The 16,422-nt window shown below is 62.2% G+C and carries 16 protein-coding genes and 1 pseudogene; 12 read left to right on the top strand and 5 right to left on the bottom strand.

Annotated elements, in window-relative coordinates; genetic code table 11:
- Positions 1-117: 117 nt before the first annotated feature.
- Positions 118-1,347: a PAS domain-containing sensor histidine kinase gene (locus AWB69_RS12060; RefSeq protein ID WP_082913362.1), complete on the top strand. Its 1,230-nt coding sequence runs from the start codon at positions 118-120 to the stop codon at positions 1,345-1,347.
- Here the strand turns inward: AWB69_RS12060 and AWB69_RS12055 are convergent.
- Together AWB69_RS12055 and AWB69_RS12050 are read right to left on the bottom strand one after the other, a co-directional pair.
- The gene (locus AWB69_RS12055) at positions 1,319-1,555 is read right to left on the bottom strand and encodes a hypothetical protein (protein ID WP_062085134.1); all 237 of its coding nucleotides are present in this window, start codon (positions 1,553-1,555) and stop codon (positions 1,319-1,321) included. The genes AWB69_RS12060 and AWB69_RS12055 overlap by 29 nt on opposite strands.
- A gap of 117 nt (positions 1,556-1,672) precedes the next feature.
- Positions 1,673-2,710 (bottom strand): zinc-dependent alcohol dehydrogenase family protein, encoded by a 1,038-nt coding sequence (locus AWB69_RS12050; RefSeq protein WP_062085133.1) that lies wholly within the window; start codon positions 2,708-2,710, stop codon positions 1,673-1,675.
- 315 nt (positions 2,711-3,025) lie between these two features.
- On the opposite strand from AWB69_RS12050, the gene AWB69_RS12045 reads away from it, so the two are divergent.
- Both AWB69_RS12045 and AWB69_RS12040 read left to right on the top strand, forming a co-directional pair.
- Positions 3,026-3,865, top strand: coding sequence for a universal stress protein (locus AWB69_RS12045; protein WP_062085132.1), 840 nt, complete (start codon positions 3,026-3,028; stop codon positions 3,863-3,865).
- Positions 3,866-3,907: 42 nt separating this feature from the next.
- On the top strand, positions 3,908-4,414 hold the full coding sequence (locus AWB69_RS12040; RefSeq protein WP_062085131.1) for a universal stress protein: 507 nt from the start codon (positions 3,908-3,910) through the stop codon (positions 4,412-4,414).
- Positions 4,415-4,476: 62 nt separating this feature from the next.
- On the opposite strand, the gene AWB69_RS12035 is transcribed toward AWB69_RS12040, so the two are convergent.
- Positions 4,477-4,965: a universal stress protein gene (locus tag AWB69_RS12035; RefSeq protein WP_082913361.1), complete on the bottom strand. Its 489-nt coding sequence runs from the start codon at positions 4,963-4,965 to the stop codon at positions 4,477-4,479.
- Positions 4,966-5,158: 193 nt separating this feature from the next.
- Between AWB69_RS12035 and AWB69_RS12030 the strand changes: the two are divergent.
- From AWB69_RS12030 to AWB69_RS12010, 5 genes and pseudogenes are all read left to right on the top strand, one after another.
- Positions 5,159-6,433, top strand: a pseudogene (locus AWB69_RS12030) (PAS domain-containing sensor histidine kinase); the annotation flags it as partial.
- Positions 6,430-7,077 carry a response regulator gene (locus AWB69_RS12025; protein WP_062085128.1) on the top strand — a complete coding sequence of 216 codons (648 nt, stop codon included), beginning with the start codon at positions 6,430-6,432 and terminating at the stop codon, positions 7,075-7,077. The pseudogene AWB69_RS12030 and the gene AWB69_RS12025, both read left to right, overlap by 4 nt.
- A gap of 164 nt (positions 7,078-7,241) precedes the next feature.
- Positions 7,242-7,640 (top strand): response regulator, encoded by a 399-nt coding sequence (locus tag AWB69_RS12020; protein ID WP_062085127.1) that lies wholly within the window; start codon positions 7,242-7,244, stop codon positions 7,638-7,640.
- A gap of 73 nt (positions 7,641-7,713) precedes the next feature.
- Positions 7,714-8,508, top strand: coding sequence for a fumarate/nitrate reduction transcriptional regulator Fnr (fnr, locus tag AWB69_RS12015; protein ID WP_062085126.1), 795 nt, complete (start codon positions 7,714-7,716; stop codon positions 8,506-8,508).
- Between the two features lie 15 nt (positions 8,509-8,523).
- Positions 8,524-9,273, top strand: a complete 750-nt coding sequence (locus tag AWB69_RS12010; protein ID WP_062085125.1) for a YoaK family protein — start codon at positions 8,524-8,526, stop codon at positions 9,271-9,273.
- A 126-nt stretch (positions 9,274-9,399) separates the two neighbouring features.
- Here AWB69_RS12010 and adhP read toward each other — a convergent pair whose 3' ends face one another.
- Both adhP and AWB69_RS12000 read right to left on the bottom strand, forming a co-directional pair.
- Positions 9,400-10,428: an alcohol dehydrogenase AdhP gene (adhP, locus tag AWB69_RS12005; RefSeq protein ID WP_062085124.1), complete on the bottom strand. Its 1,029-nt coding sequence runs from the start codon at positions 10,426-10,428 to the stop codon at positions 9,400-9,402.
- Positions 10,429-10,578: 150 nt separating this feature from the next.
- Complete coding sequence (locus AWB69_RS12000) at positions 10,579-11,028, bottom strand: universal stress protein (RefSeq protein ID WP_062085123.1); 450 nt, start codon at positions 11,026-11,028, stop codon at positions 10,579-10,581.
- 428 nt (positions 11,029-11,456) lie between these two features.
- Between AWB69_RS12000 and acs the strand changes: the two genes are divergently transcribed.
- From acs to AWB69_RS11980, 4 genes are all read left to right on the top strand, one after another.
- A complete protein-coding gene (gene acs / locus AWB69_RS11995) occupies positions 11,457-13,430 on the top strand; it encodes an acetate--CoA ligase (RefSeq protein ID WP_062085122.1) in 1,974 nt (657 codons plus the stop codon).
- A 104-nt stretch (positions 13,431-13,534) separates the two neighbouring features.
- The gene (locus tag AWB69_RS11990) at positions 13,535-14,146 is read left to right on the top strand and encodes an acetate uptake transporter (protein WP_062085121.1); all 612 of its coding nucleotides are present in this window, start codon (positions 13,535-13,537) and stop codon (positions 14,144-14,146) included.
- Between the two features lie 366 nt (positions 14,147-14,512).
- Positions 14,513-15,970 carry a F0F1 ATP synthase subunit beta gene (gene atpD, locus AWB69_RS11985; RefSeq protein WP_062085216.1) on the top strand — a complete coding sequence of 486 codons (1,458 nt, stop codon included), beginning with the start codon at positions 14,513-14,515 and terminating at the stop codon, positions 15,968-15,970.
- The gene (locus AWB69_RS11980) at positions 15,967-16,410 is read left to right on the top strand and encodes a F0F1 ATP synthase subunit epsilon (RefSeq protein ID WP_062085120.1); all 444 of its coding nucleotides are present in this window, start codon (positions 15,967-15,969) and stop codon (positions 16,408-16,410) included. Before atpD ends, AWB69_RS11980 begins: the two co-directional genes overlap by 4 nt.
- The last annotated feature ends 12 nt before the right edge of the window (positions 16,411-16,422 follow it).

Here is a 16,422-nt window from a genome sequence, read left to right as displayed (position 1 = left end):
ACCCGTATGCCGGGCCCATTCCGTGCTATCCAAACCGGCGTACCCCGCCGTATACAATCGATCCCAGGCAAACCTGCTCTCCGCCGGGCCCACGCTTCGCGCGCGGCAGCCCGGAGGATGACCGAACGACACGAGCAATTCGAGCCGGAGAACCACGTGCCAAGCGACCGATCCTCCTCACCTCAGCCCGGCAGCTCCCAGCCAGGCGACGAGCTCGCCAGCAGCGCATTCCCCCTTACCCTGAGCGATCCCCACTTCGGGGCGCTCATCGACGCGGTGCAGGACTACGCCATCTTCATGCTGGATCCGGACGGGCGTGTCGTGAGCTGGAACCGCGGGGCGCAAAATATCAAGGGCTACACGGCCCGCGAAATCATCGGGCAGCACTTTTCGGTTTTCTACACGCCGGAAGACAATGCCAGCGGCAAACCTCGCGCAGAACTGGCGCTTGCTGCATCGGAAGACCGCATTGAAGATGAAGGCTGGCGCGTGCGCCGCAACGGCTCACGCTTCTGGGCGAACGTAACAATCACCGCGATTCGTGCACCCGACGGCGCGCTTCGCGGCTTCGCCAAGGTAACGCGGGACATGACGGATCGCCTGCGGCTGATCGAGCTTCAGCATGCCAGCGCGTTGTCTTTACACGTTCAGAGTGCACGCGAGGAAGAAAGAACCCGGATCGCACGCGAGCTTCACGACGACCTCGGCCAGCAACTGGTCGCGCTCAAGATGGATGTCGCCTTGCTGAATCAGGTCCCGGCCGACGAAAGCCAAGCCGTATGTCGCGACTTATCGCAGACGCTCGCGTTGCAGAGCCAGATCGATTCGATCATTGCCTCGGTCCGGCGCATTGCGGGGGGACTGCGCCCACCCATGCTTGACGACCTGGGCCTGGGGGCCGCGCTCGAGTGGCTCGCGGCGGAGTTCCGCAATCGCTATGGCCTTGTCATCACCGTGCGGAACACGACGGATCAACTCGCGCTCTCGGCAACCGCGGCGACCGCCATGTTCCGGGTGGTCCAGGAAGCGCTGACCAATGTTACGCGTCACGCGGAAGCTACGCGGGTAAGCGTCGAGATGCACCTCTTGCAAAACGAATTCCGCCTGCACATAGAAGATGACGGCAAAGGAGTGAAGCTCGAAGGTAACCGGGACAAGCAAAGCTTCGGACTACTCGGCATGAAGGAGCGGGTACGCCAGTTAAACGGACGGATAGCGTTCGACAGCGCGCCCGGCGACGGATTTCGAATCGATATCCGTTTGCCCGCCGAGGCCGTCAAGGAAAACGAAGACGGCGACCCGAATCTCCCGCACCGCCCTACAGATGAATCGTCTCCGAACGCTTGAGGCTGATCCACACTACGCCCTCGCGCAAGCCGTCGAGCACCGTCTCGCACTCGGTGGGAAAGATCTTCGCGTGCCGGAACCCATGCTTGAATTCACCCGCCCCGCTGCCGTGAGCAACATGCACGTCACAGCAAAAACCGCCTTCGACTGGAATGCTATAGGTCGAAACGGTCCAGTCGTCCCCGCTCACTTGACCTGTGAGTGCCATGTCATGCCTCCCTCTTGCTTACTCGACCTTACTCGACGACCCGGCGGCCGTCCCGTGTCAGTGCCGCCACACTTGCGCCGCGCCTCATCCAGGCAAGGCGAAGCGCCTTCGCCTCCATTACGCTTCGATGATCACCTTCAGCGCATGCGTATCCGCAGCTTGGGCGAAGGTGTCATAGGCTTTCAAAACGTCGTTCAGCGCGAAGCGGTGCGTGATCAGCTTGCCCGCTTCCAGGCGCCCTGAACGTACCGTCTTCAGCAACACGGGCGTGCTGACGGTATCCACCAGCCGCGTGGTGATCGAGATGTTGCGGTCCCACAGGCATTCCATGTGCAGGTCGACTTTCACGCCGTGTACGCCCACATTCGCAATGGTGCCGCCGGGCGCAATGATCGATTCGCACAACTCGAAACTCGCCGGCACGCCAACCGCTTCGATCGCGCAATCCACGCCCACGCCGCCGGTCAGTTTCATGATTTCAGCCACCGGATCGCCACTCGCGTTGTTCACGCACGCGGTCGCGCCGAAGGTCCGCGCCACTTCCAGCCGGTTTGCATCGAGGTCGATCATGATGATCTGCGCCGGTGCGTAGAACTGCGCCGTGAGCAACGCGGCAAGCCCGATAGGACCCGAGCCGACGATAGCGACCGTACTGCCCGGCTGCACTTTGCCGTTCAGCACGCCGCACTCGAAGCCGGTGGGAAGAATGTCCGAGAGCATGACCAGCGCTTCTTCGTCAGCCCCGGCGGGGATCGGATACAAGCTGGTTTCCGCATGCGGAATACGCACATATTCGGCTTGCGTGCCGTCGATCCGGTTGCCCAGGATCCAGCCGCCGGTCGTGCAATGGGAGTACATGCCGCGACGGCAATAGTCACATTTTCCGCACGACGTGATGCAGGAAATAAGCACGTGGTCACCCGGCTTGAACGTCGAGACCGCAGCCCCGACCTCCTGGATAACGCCCACGCCTTCATGTCCCAGGATGCGGCCCGGTTCACAGGTCGGCACGTCGCCTTTCAGGATATGCAGGTCGGTTCCGCAAATGGTCGTGCGCGTGACCTTGACAATTGCGTCGGTCGCCGAAAGGAGCTTGGGCATCGGCCGTTCGTCGAGCGATTTACTGCCGGGCCCGTGATACACGAGTGCTTTCATCGTCAATCTCTCCTTATGCCTGGACATGCCTGGACACCAGGCTTCCGTGGCGAAACTCTAGGCTTGGCCGACGCGGACGCAGTTGACCTGTATCAACCCAGGGGGACATGAAGGCGGACGTGTCCGCCGCGGCCATGAGTACAGCCGCGCTCTGTTCAAGATGCGCCGGAGATGCCGGTTGTTGATCTGCATCAACGGAAAAAAGGCGCGAACTCATAGACTTTTTTGTAAGCGCCGCGCTCTGGACTGGTTCCGGAACAGCGCCGCCTGCTCGCTGTGTCACCGAGCCACCGACCCACTAACGGAGCCTCTGCGATGAGCTACAAAAGCATCGTCGTTCAACTCGACATGAGCGCGCACGCCCATTCACGCCTCGAATATGCAATACGTCTCGCCAGACAATTCGATGCCCACCTGACCGGTGTGTTCTCGTCGTTCACGCCGGACCCGCGTTCGTTCTATGTCATGGCCGGCGCGGCCGACTACTATGAAGTGCACCGCAAGTCCCGTCAGGAACGCCACGGTGCGCTCGAGCGGATCTTTCACGCAGAATTGCTGCGGGCGGGCGTCACGGGGCAATGGATCGATTACCCCGATTCCTCAGGCGAAGCGATTCCTCGCCATGCCCGTTACGCGGATCTGGTCGTGGCGGGGCAGGACGATCCGGACGACCCGGAATCTTTTATCGCCGATCACTTCCCCGAAACGCTCGTCATGAGCGCGGGCCGCCCTGTGCTGTTTATTCCGTACACCGGGGTGTTTCCGACGCTGGGCGCGAACATCATGGTTGCGTGGAACGGCAGCCGCGAGTCGACCCGCGCTGTCCACGATTCCATGCCGCTGCTGCAACGCGCCGAACGTGTCACCGTCGTCAGACTCAATGAATCGCAGGGCGAGCCGGGCGTCAACCGCATTCCGGGCGCCGACATCGCGCTCCTGCTGGCGCGGCACGGCGTCAAGGCGGAAGTGGCGGCAATTGACGGTGTCAACGACGTACCGATGGGCGACATGCTGATGTCGCGCGCGTCGGACCTGGACGCCGACCTCATCGTCATGGGCGCGTACGGCCACTCGCGCTGGCAGGAACTCGTGATGGGCGGTGCGACACACACCATGCTGCAATCCATGCCCGTACCCGTACTGATGTCGCATTGACGTTGTTGCTTTGTTGTTGCTTTAGAGCCAAGGAGATTCCTCATGTACACCCGCATTCTCGTTCCGATCGACGGCAGCGAAACGTCATCGCACGCCCTCGGCGCCGCCCTGGAACTCGCGCACGAACACGACGCGGAACTCAAGCCGCTCTACGTGGTGGACGTGCCGCAGCTGATGTATTCCGGGCCGGCGTGCGATCCGTCGCTCGTGCGGGACGCCTTCGTCAAGGAAGGCGCGCAAGTACTGACCGACGCTGCCGCCAGGATGCGGCGCGCGGGCGTCAAAGGCTCGACGCTGGTCGTTGAAGTCGATCCCTTGGGCGACGATATCGCTCAGCGGATCACGGCCGCTGCGAACGATTTCAGTGCCGACCTCGTCGTCATGGGCACACATGGGCGGCGCGGCTGGCGGCGGCTCGTGCTGGGCAGCGTGGCCGAGCGTTTCTTGCGGATCTCGACCCGGCCGGTGTTGCTGGTGCCGCTGAATTCCGCGGATAAAAAGGAGCCCCGCAGCATGAGCACGCCGGACATAGCCGGCGCTTCGTTATGAGCGTAGGGCCGGTTCTGCCCTACGCATGAGCGCCGTCCGGCCGGGAATGTACCGGAGCGGCGCTAAATCGCGAATGCTGCGTCGTGCTGTGCGTCACGAACGGTGAGGACGGGAACATGACTCGAACGCAAAACCGCTTCCGCAACGCTGCCGATCAAATGCCGGCGCACGTCACGCGGCCCGTGTGCACCCATCACGATGAGATCCGCTTCGAATGCCTGGGCCGCCTGCATGAGCGCGTCCGGGATGCTCGCGCCGTGCGCATCGATTATCTGGGTAATGCAGCGTACCTCGCCGTGCAACCCGCCGCCGGCGCACAAAGCGCGGACACGATCGAGTTGCCGGTGTGCACTGACATGACCGCCCGCGTCTCCCATACCTCCCGACACGGGATCGCAAATGCCGTGCGAGACAACGCACGCCACCATCAACATCGCGTCGACGGACCGCGCCAGCTTGAGCGCCTCTTCAAGCGCGAGGCTCGCGCTAAGGCTGCCGTCGAGTGCTACCAGAATTCGTTTGTACATGACCGTCCCCCAGATGTCCTTCATGCGTCAGTGTCCGCGCGCAGGCCCGCTGGCCGCTTGATCCACATCAATTCGCACCGTCGGCTCGCCGTCAGCCCGCAGTCAGCTGATACGCCGCGCGAACGACGTCCGGAGCAGCACGGTATGATCCGCACAACCTCAGCGGCACGCATTTCCCCCTTTCCTCGGAGACCCCATGTCCGGGCCACGGCGTAACACGGCATCGCAGACGGCATCGCAGCGCGGCACCGCTCGACAGACGCGCGTGACCGGCATGGCTGGCCTGGCCGGCGCGCTCCTGCTCACCGCGAGCGCCGCCTTCATGGCGCTCACGCGCAAGGCCACGAAGGCCGCGCACGCGGATCCCAAGCCTTCGTCACCGCTTGACGAAGCGCGACTGCTCGGCATCATCCGTTCGTCGATGGAAGCGATCATCACCATCGACGAAAACCAGCGGATCGTCATGTTCAACCCGGCGGCGGAACGCCTGTTCGGCTGCCCGGCGGCCGACGCGCTCGGCACTTCGCTAAGCCGCTTCCTACCCGAGCGTTTTCGCGCCGGCCACGCCGCACATGTCCGCCAGTTCGGCGTCACCGGCGTGTCCGACCGGCAAATGGGCGGCCGGCGCATACTGTACGGATTACGCGCGAACGGCGATGAATTCCCGTTCGAAGCATCGATCTCCCAATTCGAGGACGACCATGGCGGCGGCAAGCTTTACACGGTGATGCTGCGCGACATCAGCACGCAAGTCGACGCGGAACGCTTGCTGCAGCGCTCGCACGAAGAATTACGGGAGCTCTCCGCGAACCTGTTGAACGTCCGCGAAGAAGAAAAGTCCCGTATTGCAAGGGAATTGCACGACGACCTGGGCCAGCAATTGACCGCGCTGAAAATGGATATCTCTTCGCTGGAACTTCGCGCCGGAACGGACGCGGAGGCGCGCGCGCAATTGCGCGGCATGCAGCGCCTGATCGATACGACCGTGGCTTCCATGCGCCGGATCGCGGCCGACCTGCGCCCGGTGATGCTTGATGACCTGGGTCTGGTCCCGGCCATAGACTGGCTCGCGAACGACTTCACGAACCGCTACGGCATCGACGTCGAGCGGCGGATCGACGCGAGGCACACCATTTTCAGCCGCGACGGCGCGACCGCCGTGTTCCGGATCGTGCAGGAAGCGCTGACCAATGTGGCGCGCCATGCGCAAGCCAGCCGTGTCGACCTGGCGTTGTATCTGGAAGGTGACCGCTGCATCCTGCGGATTGCCGACGACGGTATCGGCGCGCATGAACGTGCCGATACCGGGCGCAAGTCCTTCGGTCTGATCGGCATCCGCGAGCGGGTGCACGGACTGGGCGGGTCGGTCTCGATCGAGTCGGGTATCGGACAGGGGTTCGCGGTGACCGTGACGTTCCCGCTGGCCACCTTGCAACAGGACGACGATTTCTTCGACAATCCGGAAAACACCGAGGAAGAACCGCTGCAATGACCCGAGTCTTGATCGCCGATGACCACGCCCTCGTACGCGACGGGCTACGCCATATCCTGCGCGGCGCGAGCGGCCTGGAAGTCGCTGGCGAAGCCAGCGACGGCGCGACCACCATGGCAATGATCCGCGCCACCCCGGCGGACGTGCTGGTTCTCGACCTGTCGATGCCGGGCAGGAACGGCGTCGAACTGCTCAAGCAGATCAAGGACGAGAAACCGGCGCTGCGCATCCTGGTCCTCACGATGCATGCTGAACAGCAATACGCGGTGCGTGCGTTCAAGGCGGGCGCATCGGGTTATCTGACGAAGGAAAGCGCGAGCGCCGAGCTGGTCACGGCGGTCAGCAAGGTGGCGGCAGGCGGCGTGTACGTCAGCCTGGCCATGGCGGAGCGGCTCGCACAAAGCCTGAACGAACCCGCCGACGACCTCCCGCACAGGCGGCTTTCCGACCGTGAGTTCGAGGTATTCCGGCGGATCGCGGCGGGCGAGACCATCACGCAGATCGCCCAGGCACTGTCGGTCAGCGCCAAGACCGTCAGCACGTACAAGACCCGCATCCTCGAAAAAATGCAGATGCCGCACGACACCGCGCTGGTCCGCTACGCCATGCGCCACAAGCTCTTCGACGACGACTGCGACGCCTGATACCTCATACCTGATAGCCCGCTGCGCATCACGCCTGTGCAAGGCGTGTAGTCCGATCCCTACAGCCCTTCCCAAACCCCTACACCATGTCTGGCCGCTCGCCGATTTTATTTTGAGATAGCCTCGACCATACTTCGAGGCATGAACTCAAACGGTTGCGGGCCATGCTGAAGATCTTCCTTGTCGACGACTCAAGCCTTGTGCGCCACCGCCTTTGCACGCTGATTGGTGCGCTGGCCGACGTGGTGATCGTGGGCGAGTCGGAAGAAGCGGATATGGCACTGGGATGCATCCGCATGACCCGTGCCGATCTCGTGATCGTTGACCCGCATCTGGCCGGCGGCAACGGCATGGAGATTGTTGAATCGCTGGCGCGGGCCACGCCGCCCGTCCTGACCATGGTGTTGACCAATCATTCCGGACCGGCGTTTCGTGCTGCGTGCCAGCGCGCGGGCGCCCGCTATTTCTTCGACAAGACCAGCGAGTACGAACTGGCTCGCGACACGATTGCGCAACTGGCCGGTGCTCCTCGTTCCGAGCCAGCATCCTGCGAACCGGCATGACCGCCCTGCACCTTGTCCGCACAGCTCGTCAGTCCATCCATTCACTGATCATCCGACTCTTCTGGAGACAGGCATGACCTCAGCTACCGCTTGCGCGCCCACCGCTTCGACCTCTTCGGCCGCTACGCCTTTGGCTTACAGGCCGCGATCCACCATCACGGAATCACCACCACCGGGCACCCGTGCGGTCACGAACTGCTCCGCGTGTTCGTTGCACCCCATCTGCATGCCGCCTCATCTGAGCACGGCCGAACTGGCCCGGCTCGACGCCGTTGTGTGTTCCACGCGGATCGTGCGACGCGGCGAAACGCTCTATCGCGCCGGCGATAAATTCAAAAGCATCTACGCCGTGCGTGTCGGCTGCTTCAAGACGGTCATCACTCATCGCGATGGTCACGAGCAGGTCACCGGGTTTCATATTGCGGGCGAACCGCTCGGACTCGACGGCGTGTGCTCCGATGAACAGAATTGCGATGCGATCGCGCTCGAGGACAGCAAGGTGTGTGTCATCCCGTTCGACTTGCTCGAGGACCTTTGCCACGACGTGAAGGCGATGCAGCAGCATGTGCATCGCATGATGAGCGGCGAGATCGTGCGTGAATCCGGGCTCATGATGATGCTCGGCACGATGACCGCGCAGCAGCGCGTGGCTGCATTCCTGCTCAACTTGTCGAAGAGGATGAAAACACGGGGATACTCCTCGGCGGAATTCAACCTGCGCATGACGCGCGAAGAGATTGGCAGCTATCTCGGGCTGAAACTCGAGACCGTCAGCCGCATGTTCTCAAAGCTGCAGCAAGCCGGTGTGATCGATACGAACGGCAAGCAGGTTCATATTCTCGACAGCGAAAAGCTCGCCGGGGTTTGATCAAAGCGAGCGGACATGCCTATCGAGTACCTGCGAGGTTTTGCGCGGCCGCAGCGCACCGACCAGAATAACCGGCGCCTCGGGCGCTGGCTTGCGTTCATCGCGGGCGCGGCGAACGCGGGCGGCTTCCTCGCTGTCGGGCAGTACACCTCGCATATGTCGGGGATCGTATCGGCACTCGCCGATAACCTCTCCATAGGCGACTTCGGCCTCGTCATCGCGGGATTGAGTTCACTCGTGGCGTTCATGACCGGCGCGGCCACCTCCGCGATCATGATCAACTGGGGCCGGCGGCGGCGGGCACAAAGCGAATACGCGCTGCCTCTGATGCTTGAAGCCGTGCTGCTGCTCGTGTTCGGTCTGCTCGGATCGAACCTGGAAAACAACCGCATCCTGTTCGTGCCCGCGACCGTGGCATTGCTGTGCTACGTGATGGGCCTGCAGAACGCGATCATCACGAAGATCTCCAAAGCCGAGATTCGCACCACGCATATGACCGGCATCGTCACGGATATCGGCATTGAACTCGGCAAGCTTTTTTATTTGAACGTGTCCGAGTCGGGGCCCGGCGTTGCCGCTGTGAAGGCGGACCGGTCGCGGCTCTGGCTGCTGGCGTCGCTGCTTGGGATGTTCTTTACCGGCGGCCTCGCGGGTGCGCTGGGTTTCAAGTATGTGGGTTTCATATCGACGCTGCCGCTGTCGGCCATGCTGGTCGTGCTGGCAGTCGTGCCGCTGATGGACGATCTGGTCGGCCAGCGGCGGTAGCGCCTGAAGCGCCGCCGCCTCCTTAGTCCGACCAATTGGGCTGACTCGATCTGATTGAGCTCAGGTGTCTACTTAGCCCACGAATTGCAGAGGGGAACAATCCCCTCTGCAATTCGATCGTTCACTTCAGGCTGCAAAATCCAGCACTATCCGGCCTTCGATATCGCCTTTGCTCATGCGCGAGAATACGTGATTGATGTTCTCGAGCTTATCGGTGGATACCGTGGCTTTGACCTTGCCCTCTTCGGCGAAGATCAGCGACTCCTGCAGATCGAGACGGGTGCCGACAATCGATCCGCGTACGGTGATCCCGCCCAACACCACGTTGAAGATGGGCAAGGGAAAATCACCGGGCGGCAAGCCGTTCAGGGAAACCGTGCCACCACGCCGCACCATGCCGAGCGCCTGTGAGAACGCCTGGGGCGAAACCGCGGTAACAAGCACCCCATGTGCCCCGCCAATTTCCTTCTTGATGAACGCGACAGGATCGGTCGTCTTTGCGTTGACAGTGACAGCAGCACCAAGACGCGTGGCGAGTTCGAGCTTTTTATCGTCGATATCGACGGCGGCCACGTTGAGACCCATTGCCTTTGCGTACTGCACTGCCATGTGCCCAAGGCCGCCGATCCCGGAAATGACGACCCAGTCTCCGGGTTTCGTATCCGTCATCTTCAGCCCCTTGTATACCGTCACACCGGCGCACAGGATTGGCGCGATCTCGATGAAGCCGATCCCCTTCGGCAAGTGACCCACGTAGTTCGCGTCGGCAAGGGCGTATTCAGCAAAGCCGCCGTTCACGGAATACCCCGTGTTCTGTTGCGATTCGCAAAGCGTTTCCCATCCGCCCAGGCAATGCTCGCAGTGTCCGCATGCGGAGTACAACCATGGAACACCCACGCGATCACCTTCCTTGACGTGACGCACGCCGGCCCCGACTTCAGTCACGTAACCGACACCCTCATGTCCCGGGATGAACGGTGGATTGGGTTTGACCGGCCAATCTCCGTGTGCGGCGTGCAGGTCCGTATGGCAAACACCACAGGCTTCTATCTTGACAAGCACCTGGCCCGCACCGGGCGTCGGCACCGTGACTTCCTCGATCTGCAGCGGCTGGCCAAACGCGCGCACTACAGCCGCTTTCATTGTCTTGCTCATCGTTCACCTCTCGTCAATGCATGGTTAAAGCAGTTGCGCCTCTCGGGAGGCGCAACTGTGGATGCAACTGGAATCTTCCGATCGCAGCAGGTAGTACCTGTGCCGCGATGAACTGCGCCGGCCGGCGCGCGGTCTTGATATCTGAAGCCGCTATTGCGTCTCACGGACCAGCAAGACAGGACAACATGAGGACCTCAGAAAACGCTCCGCGACGCTACCCATCGTGATCCGGCTCACGCCACGCCGTCCGTGCGTGCCCATGACCACGAGATCGGCGCCATTGCGCTGTGCGCAGCGCAGCAGGCAGTCCGCGACATCCTCCGAGATGTTGTCGGTTTCTGCCACTTCGACATCGCACTTGAGCCCATGCTCCGCCATGACGGCCTGCGCATCCGCCAGTACGCGCTCGCCGTCACGACGCAGCGTGTCGACAAACGCGAACTGATCGTAGTTCGCCGCATACATGAACATCGCGGACCGGTCGAGTACATAGACGGCCGTTATCTTTTCGTAGCCTGCATTCGCCATATGAACGGCCTGAAGCAATGCACGCCTGGAGCATTCGCTGCCATCCACCGCGATCAGGATGTTTCGATACATAGACATAGTCGTCTCCTCAATTCGCGGCCCGCGTGAGGGGGTTGGTGAACCCCGTTGCCAGAATCAGTTCCTCTTATGGATGAACAAGCACGCGATTTTTACCAAATGTCCACTTATCAATTTAGGCGTGAACCCAGGCTGGTCGTTGACCTATGTCAACCAGCCTGTTCCCGGCGAAACAACCCGAAGCGGGAATAACCTCGCTGTGCGAATTTGTCCATTCGTCTGCCCGGTCTGTTTGATTTGCATCAACAGGTCGTCTGGTGGAGATCCCATAGTTGACTTGCGGCAGTGCCTCGATTCGACCAGCGTCGACCATGCGAGAGGCGCATAACCCCTCACACGGGCAAAGCCCACTCGGGCCATCAAGAGCTCCCAGGCGACGGCTGCCGTTTGCCCGTCCATCTCACGACTCAAGCGAGGAGACTATGTCTACCATCGAATCGATTCCTCTCATCCCTGCGCAGGGTATTCCCTTGACACGTCATGCCGCGATTGACGGAATGGATGCGTACCGCGCGCTCGTGGCTGAAGCCGCGCAGGATCACGAAGCCTTCTGGGCGCGTCTGGCCCGCGAGCATCTGAACTGGCGTCGCCCGTTCACGCGGATTCTTAACGAAGAGAATGCTCCGTTCTACAGATGGTTCGAGGACGGGGAACTCAATGCATCGTATAACTGCCTTGACCGGAATCTCATCAACGGCAACGCGGACAAGACCGCGATCATCTTCGAATCGGACGACGGCCAGGTTTCTTCCGTCACGTATCAGGCGCTGTACCACAGGGTATGCCGGCTCGCCAACGCATTGCGGGCACGGGGCGTGAAGAAAGGCGACCGCGTGGTCATCTACCTGCCAATGTCGGTCGAAGGTGTCGTCGCCATGCAAGCGTGCGCGCGCATCGGCGCGCCGCACTCGGTTGTCTTCGGTGGCTTTTCCGCCAAATCGCTCCACGAGCGGATGGTGAACGTCGGCGCGGTAGCAGTCATTACCGCGGATGAACAGGTACGTGCCGGCAAGACTCTTCCCCTGAAGACGATCGTTGACGAGGCGCTCGCAATGGGGGGCACCGACGCCGTCAAGACCGTCGTCATTTATCGGCGCACGGGCGGACGGATTCCGTGGATCGTGGGCCGTGACGCCTGGCTGCATGAGCTTGAGAATGACCAGCCGGAAACCTGCGAGCCTGAATGGGTGGACGCCGAGCATCCGCTGTTCGTGTTGTATACGTCAGGATCCACGGGCACGCCGAAAGGCGTCCAGCATAGTACCGGGGGTTACCTGACATGGGCGGCCGTCACCATGCGATGGACCTTCGACATCAAGCCGGACGATGTATTTTGGTGTACTGCCGACATTGGCTGGATCACAGGGCACACGTACATCTGCTATGGACCGACTGCTGTCGGCGCGACCCAGGTCATTTTCGAGGGCGTGCCCACCTACCCGAACGCCGGCCGCTTCTGGGACATGATCCAGCGCCACAAGGTGTCGATCTTCTACACCGCGCCGACCGCCATCCGGTCGCTGATCAAGAGCGCTGACGCAGACCGGTCCGTACATCCTGCAAGCTACGACCTGAGCACGCTTCGCATTCTCGGTACGGTGGGCGAACCCATCAACCCGAGTGCGTGGAAGTGGTATGCGGAGCAAGTCGGCGGTGGCAGGTGCCCCGTACTCGACACCTTCTGGCAGACCGAGACAGGTGGTCACATGATCACGCCGCTGCCGGGTGTCACCCCGCTTGTTGCCGGATCCTGCACGCTGCCGCTGCCCGGCATAGATGCCGCGATCGTCGATGAAACCGGCAACGAGGTCCCGAACGGGCAAGGCGGAGTGCTGGTCATCAGAAAGCCGTGGCCTTCGATGATCCGCACCGTATGGGGCAACCCGGAGCGCTTTCGCAACGGTTATTACCCGCAGGAACTCGGCGGCAATCTGTATCTCGCCGGAGATGGTGCGATCCGTGATCCCGACACGGGTTATTTCACCATCACGGGCCGTGTCGACGATGTCCTGAATGTATCGGGTCACCGCATGGGCACGATGGAAATCGAGTCGGCTCTGGCGGCTTGTCCGTTGGTCGCGGAGGCAGCGGTGGTGGGTCGTCCCGACGAAACCTTCGGCGAAGCCATTGTCGCGTTCGTCGTGCTTAAAGGGCCGCGGCCCACGGGTGCCGACGTGAAACGCATAGCCGACGAGTTGCGTGCATGGGTCGGCAAGGAGATCGGTCCGATTGCTAAACCGAAGGAGATCCGCTTCGGCGACGCGATGCCAAAGACGCGCTCCGGGAAAGTCGTGCGCCGGTTGTTGCGCTCGGTCGCTAAGGGCGAAGCAGTCTCGCAAGACACGTCGACCGTTGAAAATCCTCAGGTGATCGCTCAGTTCGCCGACCCGACATGAAGATCGAAATACAGGAGGGTTGAACCGCGCGGGTTCGTCGCGCGGTCATTGATTCGTTGTGACTGCTGCGCGACAGCTTCCGTTTGCTTCAGGAGACACTCATCATGAACTTCAAGACACCTAACCCCGCATCGCTCGGGCTTGCCGGATTCGCTTTGACAACCTGGCTGCTCAGCATGATCAACGCTGGATGGTTCACAGGCGATGCCATGGGCATGGTGCTCGCCGTCGCCTTCGCTTACGGCGGTACCGCACAAGCATTGGCTGGACTGATGGAGATTCCGCGCGGCAACACGTTCGGCGCCACCGCTTTTCTTAGCTATGGGGCGTTCTGGTGGTCGCTCGCGCTTTTCGTGGTGTTCCTCCATGACAAAGTGCCGGCCGCCTTCGTCGGCTGGTACTTGTTCTTGTGGGGCGTGTTCACACTGTATATGTGGGTCGCGACATGGCGCTCGGCGCGCGCGCTGCAACTGGTGTTCTTCGTGCTGTGGATCACTTTCTTCGTGCTGGCTGCAAGCGAATGGACCGGCCTCGTGTGGCTGCATCACGCAGGCGGCTATTGCGGTCTTGTTACAGCGGTGCTTGCGTTCTATCTGTCGGCTGCGGAAATCATCAACGAGATGCATGGGCGCAACATTCTGCCTGTGGGGACAGGCGCGACGGCGATTGTCGTGTCGGTGCCGGTTGATTCAACCCACAACCTGCAACGAAGCTGATCGACAGTTGATGGGCGCGCCGCGGCCTTTTGCGGCATCGAAACTGCCGCAAATGCGACTCATGGGCGGTTGACCCAGATCAACGGTTTGCGCCAGTCGGACGATACAGTTGACTCCAGCATGCGCGGCGCACGCGTTCGTTCGCGGACCGCCATGCCGCCATGCGCTTGCGCCTCCCCTGTTTCGTTGCGGGGCCGCAGTCTGCCTGAAGGAGCCAAATTGAACCATCGCCAGCCGGTCGCCTCCATCGAAAACCACCCATTGACGGTTGGAGTCGAGAACACGAACGCGACGCCGGCCGAATCGCTTCCGGGGATCGATCAGACGGCCGTTAAGTCCGCCCCGCAGAAAAACTGTCCTTCGGGCGTGCTTTCCGACGACGGACGGGAAGGCCGCGTCGTCGCGGTGCGAGGCGCTATCGTGGACGTCGCGTTCGACCATGCTGCGTTGCCGCTCATTGAAGAATCGCTCTCCATCTTCACTGACCGCGGACCGCCGATCATCGCGGAAGTGCAAGCTCATCTGGACGAATCCACGGTGCGCGCGCTTGCGTTGCAGTCGACCAACGGGCTGAATCGCGGCACGGCGGTGCGTGCATCCGGCGGGCCGATCCTCGTGCCGGTAGGTGAAGCCACGCTCGGACGTCTGATCGATGTCACCGGTACGCCGGGAGACCGCGGCGCCGCCTTCGCCGACGACGTCCCGCGCCGCCCGATTCATCGTGCCCCGCCGCCGTTTGCATCACAGAGTGCGGCTACCGAGATCTTCTGGACCGGGATCAAGGTCATCGACTTGTTGACGCCGCTTGCGCAGGGCGGAAAGGCCGCGACCTTCGGCGGCGCAGGAGTGGGCAAGACCGTGCTCGTGATGGAGCTCATCCATGCGATGGTCGAACGCTATAAAGGCATCTCGGTCTTCGCCGGAGTCGGCGAGCGGTCGAGGGAAGGTCACGAGATGCTGCTCGACATGCGCAACTCCGGCGTGCTGCCGCGTACCGTGCTGGTCTACGGCCAGATGAACGAGCCGCCCGGCGCGCGCTGGCGGGTGCCGTTGACCGCGCTCACTGTCGCGGAATACTTTCGTGATGAACGCCACCAGAACGTGCTGCTGCTGATGGACAACGTCTTCCGGTTTGTCCAAGCAGGTGCCGAGGTCTCGGGCCTGCTTGGACGGCTCCCCTCGCGGGTTGGCTACCAGCCGACGCTCGCCAGTGAAGTAGCGGCGCTACAGGAGCGAATTGTGTCGGTCGGTGGTGTGTCGGTGACGGCGATCGAGGCTGTCTACGTTCCGGCGGACGACTTCACCGACCCGGCCGTGACGACCATCGCGGCCCATGTAGACAGCATGATCGTCCTGTCGCGTTCGATGGCTGCCGAGGGCATGTATCCCGCCATCGATCCAATCGCTTCGTCGTCCATCCTGCTCGATCCGGCTTTCGTGGGCGACGAACACGCCGCGGTCGCGATCGAGGTGCGCAAGACCATCGAACATTATCGGGAATTGCAGGACGTGATCTCGCTGCTGGGCGTCGAGGAACTCGGCGTGGACGATCGCCGGATCGTTGGGCGGGCCCGTCGCCTGCAGCGCTTCCTGAGCCAGCCATTCACGGTCACGGAGGCGTTTACGGGCGTGCCCGGCCGCTCCGTGGCGGTTGCCGACACCATCGCCGGCTGCAAGGCGATCCTCGCCGGCGAGTGCGACACCTGGCAGGAAAGCTCGCTGTACATGATCGGCACACTCGATGAAGCCCGCGCTCGCGAAGCGGCCTCGTCAACTGCGCCCGCGGCTGAAGCCAAGCCGACTGCGGAGCACGTCGAATCATGAGCGCGCTCCTGCATCTGACCATCGCCACGCCGGCGCGCGTGCTGTTCGACAGCACGGAGGTCGTTGCGCTGCGCGCCGAGGATGCCAGCGGCAGTTTCGGCATTCTGCCCGGCCACGCGGCGTTCCTGACCGTGCTTGCGCCGTCCGTGCTGCGCTGGCATGCGGCTGACGGTGTCGAACAATTCTGCGCCGTTAAGGAAGGTGTACTGCGGGTTTCAGGTGGCCACGAAGTATCGATAGCCTGCCGCGAAGGCGTGATGGCCGCGAGCGGCACATCGCTTGAAGTACTCGAGGCCCAAGTCGATGCCGCCCGCGCGGTGCAACTCGACGCGGTGCGGCGCGCCCGCGTAGATGAAACCCGTCTCCATGCGCAAGCCGTGCGCCAGTTGCTGCGCTATCTGCGGCCGAGCGCGAAACCAGCGGAAGAAGCCGGATCGTGACTCAGCCCCCAC

The organism is Caballeronia udeis, assembly GCF_001544555.2.
In the GTDB taxonomy this organism is placed as follows: Bacteria; Pseudomonadota; Gammaproteobacteria; order Burkholderiales; family Burkholderiaceae; genus Caballeronia; species Caballeronia udeis.
This window is presented reverse-complemented; position numbering and strand designations above follow the sequence as displayed.

Bases quoted from the DNA above. Each gene is read 5' to 3' on its own strand.
- acs (WP_062085122.1), top strand. From the start codon at position 11,457: ATGTCTACCATCGAATCGATTCCTCTCATCCCTGCGCAGGGTATTCCC.
- adhP (WP_062085124.1), bottom strand. From the start codon at position 10,428: ATGAGCAAGACAATGAAAGCGGCTGTAGTGCGCGCGTTTGGCCAGCCG.
- AWB69_RS12000 (WP_062085123.1), bottom strand. From the start codon at position 11,028: ATGTATCGAAACATCCTGATCGCGGTGGATGGCAGCGAATGCTCCAGG.
- AWB69_RS11990 (WP_062085121.1), top strand. From the start codon at position 13,535: ATGAACTTCAAGACACCTAACCCCGCATCGCTCGGGCTTGCCGGATTC.
- AWB69_RS12025 (WP_062085128.1), top strand. From the start codon at position 6,430: ATGACCCGAGTCTTGATCGCCGATGACCACGCCCTCGTACGCGACGGG.
- AWB69_RS12020 (WP_062085127.1), top strand. From the start codon at position 7,242: ATGCTGAAGATCTTCCTTGTCGACGACTCAAGCCTTGTGCGCCACCGC.
- AWB69_RS12035 (WP_082913361.1), bottom strand. From the start codon at position 4,965: ATGAAGGACATCTGGGGGACGGTCATGTACAAACGAATTCTGGTAGCA.
- AWB69_RS12050 (WP_062085133.1), bottom strand. From the start codon at position 2,710: ATGAAAGCACTCGTGTATCACGGGCCCGGCAGTAAATCGCTCGACGAA.
- AWB69_RS12040 (WP_062085131.1), top strand. From the start codon at position 3,908: ATGTACACCCGCATTCTCGTTCCGATCGACGGCAGCGAAACGTCATCG.
- AWB69_RS11980 (WP_062085120.1), top strand. From the start codon at position 15,967: ATGAGCGCGCTCCTGCATCTGACCATCGCCACGCCGGCGCGCGTGCTG.
- AWB69_RS12060 (WP_082913362.1), top strand. From the start codon at position 118: ATGACCGAACGACACGAGCAATTCGAGCCGGAGAACCACGTGCCAAGC.
- AWB69_RS12055 (WP_062085134.1), bottom strand. From the start codon at position 1,555: ATGGCACTCACAGGTCAAGTGAGCGGGGACGACTGGACCGTTTCGACC.
- AWB69_RS12045 (WP_062085132.1), top strand. From the start codon at position 3,026: ATGAGCTACAAAAGCATCGTCGTTCAACTCGACATGAGCGCGCACGCC.
- fnr (WP_062085126.1), top strand. From the start codon at position 7,714: ATGACCTCAGCTACCGCTTGCGCGCCCACCGCTTCGACCTCTTCGGCC.
- AWB69_RS12010 (WP_062085125.1), top strand. From the start codon at position 8,524: ATGCCTATCGAGTACCTGCGAGGTTTTGCGCGGCCGCAGCGCACCGAC.